Raw genomic sequence first — 14,159 nt, 5'->3', positions numbered from 1 at the left:
TTGTCTTCACCCTGTCGCCTCCCGCCCCGATGGTGCGAGCCGAGCCACATCCCTGCGGAGCCGGTCGCCGATGTGGTCGATGAGTACGGCGAGGTCGTCGCAGTAGACGGAGGGCGCGGCGAACACAGGAGTGGAGCCGGGATGATACCGGTGTGCGTAGAGGCCTCCGCCACAGACGCTGGAGCGCGGGCAGGCCCGGCACACTGGTCCCAGCCCCGCCGTCCCGCGCTGGCGGGCGCGGAAGCCTGGGTGCGCGGCGGCGTCGGCGAAGGTGTCGCTCAGCACGTGCAGTCCGGTCGCGGGGGCTCCGGGATAGCTCGCCTTCAGCGAGTCCGCCTGTTCGAGGGCGCCGTCTGTCTCCACCACGACCAGGTCCACGGGCGTCAGCCCGATCGCCTCGCTTTGCGCGGTCCCTCCCAGCAGAAGCACCATGATCTCCTCGAACAGCCGGATGCCGGTCTCTCGCCGAGGCGCTCCATACCAGCGGTCGAAGACCGTGCGGAGCCAGTCCGCGTACGGCGTCGGGCCGGAGGGTGCACCGGGCCCCGGTGGGTGTTCGGGGGGCGAGGTCCGGGCCGCGAGCCCCGGAGGTGGGCTCTGCCATGTGCCGTGCGGGAGCAGCAGATCGAGGCGTGGCGGACTGTTCTCCAGCAGCGCCTCGTAGGTCTCGACGGGGTCCGTGGCGGGATCGACCACACAGAGGAGCCCGGCGTAGAGATGGCGATAGGCGGGCGAGGCGAGCAGCCGCAGGGCGCGCACAGTGTCGGCGTGACTGCCCCGGCCGTCAGCGCGGCGCCGGTTGCTGTCGTGGTTGGCGGCGGTCCCGTCGAGGCTGACTCCGACGCGTACGCCGTACCGGTCCAGGACGGGCAGCAGGGCCGGGTCCTCGACAAGCCGGATGCCGTTGGTCTGCATGGTCAGTCGCAGTTCGGCGACTCCGGCGAGGGCGTCGGTGAGGGTCTGTAAGAGCGCGGCGAGCCGTTCGGCTCCGACCAGGAGTGGTTCGCCGCCGTGAATCACCACGTCGACCCTGCGCAGCCCGTGTTCGCCGGCGTGCGCGGCGATGAGACCGGCGGTTCGGCTGACGACCTCCGGAGCCATCGTCCTCGGCCGCTCGCGCCAGCTCTGGTCGGCGGCCTCGTACATATAGCAGTAGGTGCAGGCCAGGTTGCACCTGCTGTGCACCTTCAGCAGGAACTGCCGGAAGGGAACCGTCTCCTGACGGTCGTCCGGTCCGGCGGTCGGGAGGCTGGTGGCGGGCATCGGCATCGGTCGCTCTGGTGCGTCGGCGGAGTGAATCCCAGAATCCTAGGGAGTCGGGGGCCGGACCCCGACAGCGGGCACGGTTAATTACGCCGTTCAGGTGGTCGGAGGTTCAATGTCGGAGTCGAGACGCTTGCCGGCGAGTACGGCACGGGTGGTCGGGTGGGCGTCGCCGAGGGTCTCCTGGGCACGCCGGACCGCTTCCTCGGCCAGCGCGTCCGCCTCCTCGGTGCGTCCGATGGTGCGCAGACTGAGCGCCAGGTTCGAGGTCACTCCGATGGCGTCGTAGTGGTCGTCACCGAGGATGTCGTGGAAGTGCTGCCGTGCCTTGCGGTCCCATCCGGCGGCCTCCTCCGTGAAGTCGGCCAGGATTAGGTCGTTGGAGTGGTTGATCATGCAACTGAGGCTGTAAGGGTGCTTTTCGCCGAGAATCCGGGTCATGTGGTGGAGCGCCCGGTGAGACAGCTGGCGGGCCTCTTCTCCGCTGCCCGTTAGCCGTCGGTAGACGGAGACGTTGTTGGCGCAGGCCAGTGTGACGGGATGTTCGTCCCCCAGGTACACGCCGTAGCGTGCCATCGCGCGCTCGGCCAGATCCCGGGCGCGATGGGTGTCGCCTAGGGCGGCCAGGTCGCTGGCGAGGCCGCATGCGGCGGCGAGGGTGTCGGCATGCTCGGGTCCGTGGGCCTTAACATGCCGACTGTAGATGTCCTCGTCGATCTCCTTGGCCTCCTCGTACTGCCCCGCCCTGCGGAGGGCCACGGCGAGGTTTCTCCTTGTGCGCAGGGTGTCGGTATGACTGTCCTTGAGGGTCTGCTCGTACAACCGGACGGTGCTGCGCAAAAGTTCCAGCGCTTTGTTCAGACTGCCGGTCTCCCGCATGTCACGGGCGTAGTTGCTGGCGAAGAGCAGTGAGTAGAAGTTGTCCGGACCGCGCGCCTCACGCTGCTGTTCGTAGGCGCGTTCATGCAGTTGTAGCGCCGCTCGACGATCGCCGGCCAGATACTCCGACATGGCCAGGTTGCTGGTGTACATCAAGGTGCGGGCATGGTCGTCACCCAGGACGCGCTTCGCCCCTTCCAGGGTCCTGCGATCCAGCTCGCGAGCCTCCTGGTAACGGCCCAGAGCACGCAGATCCGCGCCCACGTTGCCGGCGGCGGCGAGAGTGTGGGCGTACTCCGGGCCCCTGGTGCGGTGGAACCGCTCGAAGGTGTCGAGGTCCACCTCGTAAGCGTCGTTCAACTTGCCCTCGGAGCGCAGGGCATTACCGAGCTGAGTGCGCAGCATGAGAGTTTGCGGGTCGTCTGTGGCGCCTACCCCGGAGCGTTCCCAACGGGACAGGGTGCGCTCTGCGAGGTCGCGGGCGTCACTGTGAAGGCTTCGCTTCCACAGGTAGCGCACCGAGTCGGTGATCCATTTCCGGACCTCCGGCTCCGGGTTGTCCGCAGCGTGGGACGGCCAGAGATGGGGCAGCAGTTCCGCGTAGCGGTCCCAGTCACCGGGGACATCCGGGTCGCCGGGGTTGGCGTCGACCAGTGCCGCGTGGACCACGCCACGCACCCGCGGTGTGCGTTCCGTGTCGACCTGGTCGCGGATGACGGCCTGGACCAGCCGGTGGACGGTGAGCGTCTCGCTGCTCTGGTCGCTCTTGGCCAGGCCGAATCGGTTGATGGCGCGCACCATCTGGGCGATGGCCATCTCGTCGCGCGGCTCACCCTCCGGGAGCGTCAGCGCCTTGGTCACGGCCTTGCTGTAGAGGAGACGCAGGGGAATGGGATCGGGGCCGAAGAAGCTGCAGATTTCCAGCATCTCGGCCGCGGCCAGGTTGACGCGCCGCAGTTCGTCCACCGCGAGGCGCCAGGTCGCCGCCGCCGAGTGGGGATAGTCCCGTTCCGGCAGCTGGGTACTCTGCAATACCTCGGTCAGCCGGTCGCGGAGCAGTTCCAGATAGGTGGCCACCGGCATGCTGCTTTCGCTGAGCCATACGGCGGCCTGGGCGACGGCGAGTGGCAGGTCTCCCAGCTCCTTGGCGACATCCTCGGCGTCCGAGTCGGTGAGACCGGTGTTGAGGCGGTGCAGCAGGTCGGTACTTTCTTGGCGCTGGAACACCTCAACTTCGACAAGCCCGGCGTCGTTGACCCATGTGCGGTCCCGCGAGGTGAGCAGTACGTGGCCGCCGGGCGGTCCGCTGGGGATGAAATCCGCCAGCTGCTCGGGTCGTCCGGCGTTGTCGTACACGAGCAGCCATCGCCCGAACGGCTCCCCACGTCTAAGGGCCCGCAGGACCGACTCCGCCGTACTGGTCACGTCCTCGCCCCGTTCCATCTGCAGCCGTGGGGCGAGGTCGGCGAGGGCGGGACGGATCAGGCCGGGCTGGGCCGCCGGCACCCACCAAACCACGTCGTATGCCGCTTTGAATCGGTGCGCGTACTCCTGCGCGATCTGCGTCTTGCCCATTCCGCCAAGGCCGTAGACGACCTGGGTGGTGGTGCCGGCGGTGAAGCCGTCGCGGAGGCGTTCCAGGAGGATTCCTCGGCCGGTGAACGATACGTTGCGCGATGGGACGCGCTGCACCTCGGGTGAGGTGCCGGGGAAGGGCGGGAGTACTCGTGAAGCGACCCGGGTGTGGCCCTGGCCGGTGCGCGACGGCCGGACCGGGCCCACCGCGGCGAGGAGCTGCGCTTGGGCCTGGTGGGCATCGCTGTGGGTGAGGTCCACCACGGCGTGCTCGGCGGGGTGATCGGGTTCCGACCCGACGCGCTCCTGGACCCGCACCGCCAACAGGGCGGTTCCCTCGATCGTATCCAAAGCGCCGAGCTGGTTCCGTATCTCCTCGGCTCGCCGCTGGGCGATGTACTCGGGAGACAGCAGGGCAAGAACCCTGCCCCGCCCCTCGACGGCCGCGGTGATCTCGGGTACAGGCGCGCCCGAGGGTTCCGCGGTGCTGTGCAGGGAGACCTGGTATCCAACTGCTTCTAGGTGGACTGCAGCCCACTCAGCCCACATCCGGTTGCTCGGCGCGTAGCTGAGAAGGATGCGGGGTGAGGACGTGCGCAAGCCGTAGCGATACTCGGCCTCCAGACGTTCGCGTTCTTCTTTGGGCTGAGGGACGAGCGCGGTGATCTCGTGCGAGGTGATCCAGGCGGTGAGCCGTTCCAGCGCTGCCAGCAGCGTGCCCGGTTGGGAGGGCCGGTCCTTGACCGTGGCGAGTATTTCGGTGAAGGCGTAGTAGGTCCGGTACGGAATTTCGACATCGCCCCAATACTGCTCGCGCTGTTCTTCGTCGAGCCACGACAGATGGGGGTCGAAGCGGGCGCGGGCCAGGTCGCGCCCCCACTCGGCCAGGTCGTGCTCGTTGCCCTCCACCCTCATGGGTACGGGCAGGATCCTGATGGGGTGCTGCCGTGAAGCGGCCACCGAGGCCGCGGCTTCCAGCCCTCCCTCGATGCTCTGGTGGTTCAGCACGAAGCCGTCGACGAGGACGTCCGGCATCAGGATGGTGCAGATTCCCGAGATGTCGCTGACGCCGGTACGGCTGTCGATGAGTACGTAGTCGTACGACGCCTTCATCTCCTCGCGTAGCGTACGAAGGAATGCACCACCGCCCCAACGTTCGTAGAAGTTACGCCAGTTGAAGTTTGTTACGTCGGCGGAGTAAGACGGCGACATACGTCCTGCGGGCAGGAAGTCGAGGCGGCCTGCGGACGGCAGGCGTAGTTCCAGACCGGTCGTGTAGGCGCTGAGGCGGGCATGGGAGCGCAGCTCGTCCTCTTCCATCACGGCGATTTCACCGGGTGGTTCGGCCGAGCCCGGCCGCATCACCTGTCCCACGAAAGCCTTCATCATGTTGATCAGGCCCTCGGTGTCGCGCAGCGTGGGATCAATCAGGAACGGACCGAGGTAGCGGTGCAGGCCCGGAGCCTCCAGGTCCCAGTCGACCAGTAAGACCCGTTTGCCGGTGCTCGCCATGATCCAGCCCGCGTTCACCAGGGCCATCGTGCGGCCCGTGCCGCCCTTGTAGGAGTAAAAGGTGACGATCGTCCCGGTGCCCCCAGCCTCGGGCTCAGTGGTCATCGTGTCGGTCCTTCCGCAGGAGTGGGCGGCCGGGCGGCTGCGGCAGGTCGCCGATTGTCGGTGAGGGGGACGCGGGGACCCTCAGTCCGGGCAAGGGAGGCACCGGTGGGCCAGCGGGCAGTCGGCGGGGGGTGGCGTTCTCCATCAGCCGACCCTGAGCCACACTGATCATCACGGACAGACTGCTCGCGAAGTTGTCCTTAGCGACCTGAACCTGGAAAAGCGGGTCGACCGGGTCGTTGCGTCGCATCCAGTTGCGGCGGAAAACCGCCTGTAAGTCCGTCCACAGTTGCTCGTCGCCTGATTCGTCGTCCGACTCATGGCAGGGCACGAGGACTCCGGTGACCGGGTGGTAATGCTTGTCGTAGTCGGACAGTGGATGCCGGTACGGCACATCTCGGGCGGCCCACGCGTCGATGAGCAGGACACTGGTCTCGTTGTTCGCCAGCGCGTCGTCCAGCCGGTCGCCGAGGTCGCTGCCGACGACCTCCAGACTGGTGGTGCATCCGCCGTCAATGATCACGCGCTGGGCACTGTGGGCGACAGTCGGGTGCACGGGCGGGTGGTACGGAGTCCACTCAAGTGGAGACGCGCCGTAGTACTCCTGGCGGTGGCGACCCTCGGGCAGGAACCTCGTGGCACCGGCGGCCACGAACACCCGTACGTGTCCGGTGATCCCGTCGGCCGACTCGGCCAGAGGGCTTCTCTTGAAGGGGCTCGCCACGTCGTCCAGGTCGAGATCTGGGGTCCGGGGTAGCCGAAACAGCTCCGCGACATGGTGCACGCGCTTGGCGATCAGGCCCAGCACCGTGCGGTAGGCGGAGTCTCCGGGGCCGGTACGCAGCAGGCTCATCAGGCCGTACTCCAAGTATTCCCTGCCCATGGCGGGCTCGAAGTACTGATACCGACTGAGTTCAGCAGGCATCGCGCCGCGCAGGGGCGACCACAGGACCGGTATGAGCGCGGGCACGTCGATGTCGGTCTGATCCCGGTATTTTTTCACCCGGGTCTGGAAAGCAGCCCACTCTTTACCGCAGTAGAGGCTGTTGAGGTAGGCGGGGGAGCACAGGGCGACCATGGCCCGGCATTGTCCGACCGCCCGCCCGAGTTTTCTCTGCCAGTCGTCCCCGAGACTGATCCGCTCCACGTCGCGGAACGGCAGCTCGCCATGGACCTCAACGCCCAGCAGGCCCAGTTCGGCGATCAGATCCTCGTAGAACCGTCCCACGAACGCATCGTGGTCGTCCCGGCGCGCATAGCTGAGGAAGAAGTACGGCTCCCGTTCCAAGGACACCCCCCGCCGCCCCGTCCGGTCGACGGCATGACGCCGTACCGGGGATACGTACGTGGCATCGTGGCATCCCGGCGGTCAGCGGCCCAGTCATCGTGGGGCGACGGGCGGGAGTTGGCTCAAAGGCGCCTGTCAGGCGTCAGAGGAGAGCGGACGCGAAGGCAGCGAAGCGCTCAGCCGGGGGACGCCGAACGTCCTGAAGCACGTGCCTGAGCACTGTGTCCGGCAGGCCGCCCAATTCCTCCAGCGAGAGATCTGAGACATCGACCAGAACCGAGGGGAACTCGGATTCCAGCGTCCCTGCAAGAACCGAGACGCACTCGGGTTCGCTCGTTCTGGCCAGCACGTATCGTGCCTTTCTGCTTGGTAGGTCTGCCCGCGAAGAGGTCGGGGTAGCGACGAGTAACGGACAGCGAGCGCCTAGAGCCTAACGGAGCCCGCTGCAATCGGACACGGTCGGTAATGGCGCATTCTGGACCGTATTTGAGACTGTGCACCAGGTGTCGCCAATCGGCCACACGGGACACGCGTGGATCCTGTGGCTGTGACTGTGAGGTTTCCCGCACACCTATTCGGGCGCAATGTCGGACGTGTGTCAGCGCTCCTGCCCTCTGAAGCAGTTGCGTCAGCGTGCCCCATCTGCGCCGGGCGGCCCCCTCCACTGCCCGCGGACCCAGGGCGGAAGGGCCCTGCAGGACGACGATCCGTCGCATGGCAAGAGGGGGCGAGGAACACGAACCTCCGCCGCATCCTGACTTTCTTCTCGTGTCCTGAAGGCTGTGCCCTCTCATCCCGCGTGCAGAACACGAAAGCGACCGGTATCCGCCGGGTCTCGATCGACGACCTGGACCGGTGCCCACGCCCATTGCCACACGCTGATACCCGGCGTGCGAGAGAAGCTGATCTGCCCGCGCGTGCCTTCGGTGGCGACGCGCGACCAGGATTCGGCCACGCGCGTCCGCTCCGCGCCGTGTGAACGCAGGGCATCGGCAAGGACGAGGACCGTGTCGTAGCCCTCGAAGGCGACGAAGGACGGGGCTTCGCCCAGCCGCTCGCGCAGGGTTGTTCGGACGCGTGTCCCGAGAGGGGGCAGGGTCTCGGGCAGATAGCGCAAGAACGGGATCCCGCTGCCGGCCTCGCCCAGGAGCGTCGCCCATTCGGCGAATTCCGGCTGCCCGGCAGGCGCACCGATCAAGAGGTCGGCGAGGCGTTGGTCCCGGCGGACCGCCCGCACCAGCGACACGGCCGGTTCCGGATGGCCCACGAGAAGAAGGAGAGCCGTCGCGCCACTGCGGACAAGCTCGTCACAAACGGCGGCAGGGGTGAGGGCGCGCGCGTCGAGCTCACTGACGGTACCGCCACGCGGAATGAGGTGGTCCCGCAGGATGCGGGCCCCTGACGCCCAGTAGACGCTCGGCTCGGCTGCGACGGCGATACGGCTGTGTCCCGCGGCGAGAAGAAAGTCGGCGTAGATCCGCCAGCTGTGGGACTGTGCCGGTGCCAGGCGCGCCACCCACTCCGTCGGCTGATCGGTGAGCGCGTCGAGAACCGCCGACGAGCAGAGGAACGGCAGACTCTGGAAATCCGCCCTCGCGGCGACGGCGCGGGCCACGACGCTGTGATATTCCCCCGCCAGGGCGACCACCCCCGAGTCGGCCAGATCGTCCACGGCCGCCGCAGCCTTCTCGGGGTCGGCCGCGGTATCCCGGACCTCCAGTTCAAGAGGCCGTCCGGCGATGCCGCCGGCCATGTTGACCTCAGCGACAGCCAGTTCGAGTCCGGCCAGCACATGCCGGCCCGCCGCCGACCAGCCAGGCCGGGACAACGGGACGAGAGCACCGATCCGGACGGACGATGCCTCAATGGGCTTGTTCCTGAGCACTGTTGGCGGCGTGGTCATGCGCTGACCTCTCCTCTGTGACGATGCGGCTGCGAGGTGCCCGGCCCCGGGTTGACGTGAGCGGGGGTACGTGTCCGCCTCGCCCCCGTGCGGCTGGTGCACCTGGACAACCATGCCCCACACCGCATCCACCCCGGTCGTCGACGGGCAAGTGGTCGCGCCTCGGCAGAGCAGGCATGGCGGTGGCCCGTTGTCCCGCTTCACTGCGGGTAGGGAAGGGCGTCGGAGGATCCGAGGGCTGAGGCGGCGGCGTCCAGAGGCTCGCGGCGACAGGCAGCGCGCCCGAAGGGGTTGTCGGCCGACGTGCGGCGGCACTGCCTGCCTGGACGACTGCGACTAGGATCAACCAAGACATCGCGTGTCGGTCACCGGCTGGGTGAGGCATGGAGGTGTCGGGACATGCCTTCGGAGGCATTCCATGTCAGTCGAGTTGAACCACACGATCGTCCACGCCCGGGACAACCGGGAGTCCGCGGAATTCTTCGCGAACCTGCTCAGCCTTGAAATCACCGCCGAGTGGGGCCCGTTCATCGCGGTCGGCCTGAGCAATGGCGTCACACTGGACTTCGCCACCATCCCTGCGGACAGCATCACTCCGCAGCACTACGCCTTCTTGGTCTCCGAGGAGGAGTTCGACGCGGCGTACGCGCAGATCAGGCAGCGCGGCATCGAGCACTACGCCGACCCCCACCGTAAGCACCCCGGCACGATCAACCACAACGATGGTGGTCGGGGCGTGTACTTCATGGACCCGGCCGGCCACGCCATGGAACTCATCACCGTGCCGTACGGCGGATGGACTTCGTGATCTGATCTGCCGAGGGTCGCGCTCCAACGCCGAGCGCGGCCCTCGACCACCGCTGCGCCTTGGCGTCATCCAAGCCGGCGGCGCTCTGTCACACCTGCCTGGCGAGCATCCGAGCCGGGCGCTGCACGGACAGCAAGCGGCCGACAGCACTCGGCGTTCATGACTGCGTGCAGTTGAGCCAAGATCGCAGCGGCACGCCTGACGAGCGAGTGGCGCTCCCATCGCATGGTTCGCTACGCGAGGGCACCGTCATACCCGCCCCTAAGCCTCCCCTTCGCCGTAGAAGCGCACATAGTCGACCGTCATCGTCGCGGGCGAAGGTGTCGAGGCGTCGGGAGGGCCGGGCCAGTCGCCCCCTACGGCGACGTTGAGCAGGAGGTGCATGTCCTGCTCGAAAACCCAGTCGCGAGGCGCGGGCAGCTTCGACGGCGTCAGAGTGAAGTAGGGCTCTCCGTCGACGGACCAGGTGATCCGATGCCTTTGCTTGTCCACGGCGTAGGTATGGAACGCCTTCGAGGCGTCGGCCGGGAGGGTCGTGGAGTCTCCGATCCCGTCCTCGTTGAAGTAGGTCGGACCATGGGCCGTGCCGTACACGGTTCGTGGCTCTCCGCCGACTACTTCGCAGATGTCGATCTCACCCTGACCGGGCCACTCGACCCCGTTGTTGCCGAGCATCCAGATCGCCGGAAGCAGTCCCCTGCCCGTGGGTATCTTCGCGCGGATCTCCACGCGTCCTTGGGTCAGGGCGACCTTTCCCTCGGTGGTCAGACGTGCCGACGTCCAGTCGCAGAACTCCTGCGTGTAGCACGGCAGTTCTGAGCCCTTGGGCGCCGGCCGTGCGGAGATCAAGAGGTGACCGGAACCGTCGAGAGCCGAGTTCCGCGGACTGTCCGTGTAGTACTGCAGTTCGTTGTTGCCCCATCCCTCGGCGTCCCGGTTCCCGGTCTCTGTGTTCCAGAATTTTCCGGACGGGCGTGCGGCCGCCGCACCGTCGAACTCGGCCTGCCAGAACGGCTGCTTCTTGGCAGACGAGGCCGGGGCGTCGGCAGGGGAGCCACACCCGCCCAGCAGTCCGCCGAGCGCGAGCACGAGCGCCAAGCGTGTACGACGGTTCAACGCGCTGCTCCTGAAAGGCGATGGAAGGACGGTGAATGTAGTCCATTCATCGCCGTGTAGGTGACCGGGCCCGGGACGAACCAGGGCCCTGTACACACCACGTACCTTACAAAGCACCCGTTGCGCAGAGCGCGTCGCTACCCAGCCTGCTGCACCTTCGCCTTTCCCTTGTGGGCGTCGGCACCGCCGCTCCTCAGTGGTGAGTGCGGCGGTGCCGACGCCGCTTCTGTCAGGGGGCCACGGCCCGCCCGGTCTGCGGAGAGATCCTGCCGGCGCACAGGCCCTTGCTCGCCAGCGTCTGTGCGATGCGCGGTATCGCCGCCAGGGTGTTGGCGGACCACTCGTGCATGAGGATGATCTGGCCGTTCGTGAGCCGGGCGTTGGCCTGCACGATCGCGTCGGTGCTGGCGCCGTTCCAGTCCTGCGAGTCGACGTCCCAAATGATCTGTGTCAGGCCGTACTTGGCCTCGACCGACCGCACCGTCGCATTGGTCTCACCATAGGGAGGTCGGAAGAGCTTCGGCGTCCCACCGCCCGCGTTGGCGATGGCCTGCTGAGTCCGCGAGATCTCTGAGTCGATCTGCGCCTGGCTCTGCTGGGTCAGATGCGGGTGGGTGTAGCTGTGGTTGCCGATCCACATGCCGGCGCTGACCTCGGCCCGTACCTGGGCGGGGTAGGCGGCGGCGTACTGGCCTTCGTTGAACATCGTGGCCCGCAGCCCGTACTGCCTGAGCGCGTTGAGCAGGGCCGGCGTGTAGGCGTTGGACGGGCCGTCGTCGAAGGTGAGTCCGACGTAGCCGGTGCAGGCTGCGGCGTGCGCCGGGGCGGCTTCGGCGGCGGACGTGACGGTGCTTGCCACAGCCGTCGCGACGACGGCGAGGCCCGTGGCCCAGATACGTGGTTTGTTGCGCATGGAGTGGGTTCTCCTCGTGCTGGTGGTGTGGCCGCGGTGGGGGTTCATCGGACGGCCGACTGGCGTGAGGGCCGTGAGGGCCGTGAGGGCCGGGGCGGCGGCTGACGCCGCTGGTGCCGCCTGGCTGGGCAACGGGGGTCCGGGTGGCGGCCGCCTGGCATCGTCGCCGAGTCGCCGAGTCGCCGAGTCGCCGAGTCGCCGAGTCTCCGAGTCGCGAAGTCGCTGGTCTCTGGGCCCGGCCCTGGGACCGCTACATCACCCGTACACCGTGATGTTGGAGTTCCCGCTGCTCTGGTAGCCCTCGGTGGCGAGGATCATGTAGTAGTTGAAGCTGCCGAGCCTCATCCCGTAACGGGCCCACGCGTCGAAGTGGTTGCCGGTGGTGATGGTGCCGCCCGTCCTCTTCGACTGCCGGACGCTCCAGTACTGGTTGAAGGTCTTGGTGCCTTCCACGGAGGGGGCGTTGTAGCGCGTCGTCTGGTAGATGTCGTAGGTGCCGCCGTCGGTGCTGACGCTGCTCTTGTACGTACCCGTGGGCCGGTACGTGCCCCAGTTGTCGACGATGTAGTACTCCACCAGGGGATTCGAGGTCCACCCGTACAGCGCCAGGTATCCGTTGCCGGACGGGCTGAAGCCGCCCGAGTAGTTGACGGTCCTGCGTCCGCCGTTGCTCCAGCCCTTGCCGGCGACGAAGTTGCCGCAGTTCCTCCACGAGGTGCTGTAGTTGCCGCCCGAGCCGAGGGTCATGGAGACCGAGCCGCCGCCGTCGGTCCAGAACGAGTAGTAGAAGCCGTTGTTGGTGCCGGTCTGGTTGGTCGTGATGACGGTGGCGGCGTGGGCGGTGCCGGGCAGCAGCAGTCCGGAGGCGGTGGCGCCGAGCGCCAGGGCGCCGGCGCGGCCGATGAAGCCCCTGCGGTTCATCGGGTGGGCGAGCGGCTTGTCCATGTCCATGGTTCCTCCTGGTGAGGCTGGTGGGGGTGCCAGGTGGCGAGACACGTACGCGGAGTCGAGATGGCCAGAGTGAGGCCGACCGGGCGATCTGTATGGCAGGTACATGCCATATGCGGGTCGGACTTGTGCGCCTTGAAAGGCCCGATCGCTGGTGAGTATGCGCCTGGCTCCGAACGGCGGTCAATGGCAATGTTTCCGAAACTTCATCGAAACTTGTTGGCGAGCATCGCAGGCAAGCTCTCGAAATATTTCGGGCTTGCATCGGCCGACGAGATGGAAGCTTGGACTTTCTTGCCGACAGGCGGATGGACAGATAGGACGACAGTCCGGGCTTTGGCTCATCGCGGGCCGGACTGCTGACGTCGAGGTCAACTCGCGGGAACCGCCGACGAGTCCGCAGTCTTCAATGCGCCGTTGCGTTTCCCGCTGGCTCCTGTGAGTGGAATATGGCGGCCGGGACGCTGTCGCTCAGGGCCTTGTACCCCGCCGGGTTGAGGTGGAGGTGGTCGCCCGTGTCGTAGGCCGGCAGCAGTCGGTCACGGTCCTGCGGATCGCCGACCGCCAGGTCGAAGTCGATGACGGCGTCGAACCGGCCGCTGGTGCGGATCCACCGGTTGACCGCCTGCCGGGCGGACTCGCGGACGCCCTCCGGGGCGTCGTAGACGTTGCCGCCGAACGGGGTGAGCGTGGCGCCGTAGACGCGGATGCCCTGGGCGTGGGCACGGGCGATGATCTGCCGGTAGGCGCCGATGAGTTGGGCCGTTATCTGCTGTGCGTCCGCCTTGGATGTGCCGGCGGTGCCGATGTCGTTGACGCCCTCGAAGACGATCAGTCGGTTCACGCCGCTCTGGGCGAGGACGTCGCGGTCCAGCCGGGCGAGCGCGTTGGGGCCCAGGCCGTCGTGGAGCACGCGGTTGCCGCCGGCCGCCTCGTTGACGATCGCGATGTCGTCCGTGCCAACACGGGATCTGAGGCGGGTCTGCAACTGGTCCGGCCAGCGGTCGTTGCCGTTGGTGGTGGACCCGCGGCCGTCGCTCAGCGAATCACCGAGGACGACGGTGGCCGAGGTGTGCCGCTTGGACCACACCTCGAGCCCGCTGAGGAAGTACCAGTGGTCGACGGCGGTTGCGCCGGACAGCTCGCCGTCGTCCAGGTGGTCACCGGCGAGCATGTAGGAGGTGGTCCGTGATCCGGGGTGGGAGGTGATGGACGTGGATGCCTGCCCCCGGGCGAGGTACAACGTCACGGTGAGGTTGGCTCCCGGACGGACGTCGAAGTCCAGCGGGTCACTCACGGCCTGGGCGCCCTGGGGGATGTCGAACCCGGGTCGGCCGCCGAACGTCACCCGTCGGGTGCTCCCCGGTGTGATCGCGTCGACGCCTGCTCTTCCGTCGGCCGGGAGCGCCACCGAGGCGGCGGTGATGGGCAGATCGCTGCCGCCGAAGGCGTTGGAGAAGCGCAGACGCAGGCGGTTCCCTCCGACCGCGACGTGCACGGTCTGGCGCAGCGTGGCGTTGTCCAGTACCCGATCGGCCTGGGTGAACGGCGCGGGCGGCAGGTTGCCCGGCTCGGTCAGCTGGGGCATGGACGCCCAGGTGTCCACCCAGTGGCCACCCGCGGACGTCGTCGCGACGGACCGAGCGGACGGGGGTCTGTCGTTCCGCGTCTCGTGTGTGCTCTGCGTCTGGTTCAGGGCGAGGCCTGCCGTGACGACGGCCGCTGCGACGGTGCTTGCCAGCGAGGGCATGCGCTTCATGACCGAGGGATCCCTTCAATCGCCTTGCTTACGGGGCTATGTGCCGTTCCTGGTGCTGCCGTTTGGTGCTCGTCGCGCCCGGGGGGGGGG

The 14,159-nt window shown here is 67.6% G+C and carries 9 protein-coding genes and 1 pseudogene; 1 reads left to right on the top strand and 9 read right to left on the bottom strand.

Annotated elements, in window-relative coordinates; genetic code table 11:
- Positions 1 to 6: 6 nt before the first annotated feature.
- The 5 genes from ACWGIS_RS20995 to ACWGIS_RS20975 form a co-directional block, all read right to left on the bottom strand.
- A complete protein-coding gene (locus ACWGIS_RS20995) occupies positions 7 to 1,263 on the bottom strand; it encodes an FxsB family cyclophane-forming radical SAM/SPASM peptide maturase (RefSeq protein WP_453363948.1) in 1,257 nt (418 codons plus the stop codon).
- Positions 1,264 to 1,359: 96 nt separating this feature from the next.
- Positions 1,360 to 5,334 carry an FxSxx-COOH system tetratricopeptide repeat protein gene (gene fxsT / locus ACWGIS_RS20990; RefSeq protein WP_453363947.1) on the bottom strand — a complete coding sequence of 1,325 codons (3,975 nt, stop codon included), beginning with the start codon at positions 5,332 to 5,334 and terminating at the stop codon, positions 1,360 to 1,362.
- Entirely contained in the window at positions 5,324 to 6,628 is a 1,305-nt protein-coding gene (locus tag ACWGIS_RS20985; protein ID WP_453363946.1) for a TIR-like protein FxsC, read from the bottom strand. The genes fxsT and ACWGIS_RS20985 overlap by 11 nt, the downstream gene beginning before the upstream one ends.
- A gap of 136 nt (positions 6,629 to 6,764) precedes the next feature.
- A complete protein-coding gene (fxsA, locus tag ACWGIS_RS20980; RefSeq protein WP_453363945.1) occupies positions 6,765 to 6,971 on the bottom strand; it encodes an FxSxx-COOH cyclophane-containing RiPP peptide in 207 nt (68 codons plus the stop codon).
- Between the two features lie 441 nt (positions 6,972 to 7,412).
- Positions 7,413 to 8,525, bottom strand: coding sequence for an ABC transporter substrate-binding protein (locus ACWGIS_RS20975; RefSeq protein WP_453363944.1), 1,113 nt, complete (start codon positions 8,523 to 8,525; stop codon positions 7,413 to 7,415).
- Positions 8,526 to 8,943: 418 nt separating this feature from the next.
- Between ACWGIS_RS20975 and ACWGIS_RS20970 the strand changes: the two genes are divergently transcribed.
- Positions 8,944 to 9,333 carry a VOC family protein gene (locus ACWGIS_RS20970; protein ID WP_453363943.1) on the top strand — a complete coding sequence of 130 codons (390 nt, stop codon included), beginning with the start codon at positions 8,944 to 8,946 and terminating at the stop codon, positions 9,331 to 9,333.
- Between the two features lie 261 nt (positions 9,334 to 9,594).
- Here the strand turns inward: ACWGIS_RS20970 and ACWGIS_RS20965 are convergent, their stop codons facing one another.
- The 4 genes and pseudogenes from ACWGIS_RS20965 to ACWGIS_RS20950 form a co-directional block, all read right to left on the bottom strand.
- Positions 9,595 to 10,422, bottom strand: a complete 828-nt coding sequence (locus tag ACWGIS_RS20965; RefSeq protein ID WP_453364029.1) for a glycoside hydrolase family 16 protein — start codon at positions 10,420 to 10,422, stop codon at positions 9,595 to 9,597.
- A 259-nt stretch (positions 10,423 to 10,681) separates the two neighbouring features.
- A pseudogene (locus ACWGIS_RS20960) lies at positions 10,682 to 11,362 on the bottom strand (polysaccharide deacetylase family protein); the annotation flags it as partial.
- A gap of 255 nt (positions 11,363 to 11,617) precedes the next feature.
- Positions 11,618 to 12,307 carry a glycoside hydrolase family 11 protein gene (locus ACWGIS_RS20955; RefSeq protein ID WP_453364028.1) on the bottom strand — a complete coding sequence of 230 codons (690 nt, stop codon included), beginning with the start codon at positions 12,305 to 12,307 and terminating at the stop codon, positions 11,618 to 11,620.
- A gap of 409 nt (positions 12,308 to 12,716) precedes the next feature.
- On the bottom strand, positions 12,717 to 14,069 hold the full coding sequence (locus ACWGIS_RS20950) for an SGNH/GDSL hydrolase family protein (RefSeq protein ID WP_453363942.1): 1,353 nt from the start codon (positions 14,067 to 14,069) through the stop codon (positions 12,717 to 12,719).
- Positions 14,070 to 14,159: the final 90 nt, after the last annotated feature.

Source organism: Streptomyces sp. NPDC054842, assembly GCF_053611025.1.
The sequence above is the reverse complement of the archived record's forward strand: the minus strand, read 5'-3'. Positions and strand labels throughout refer to the sequence as shown.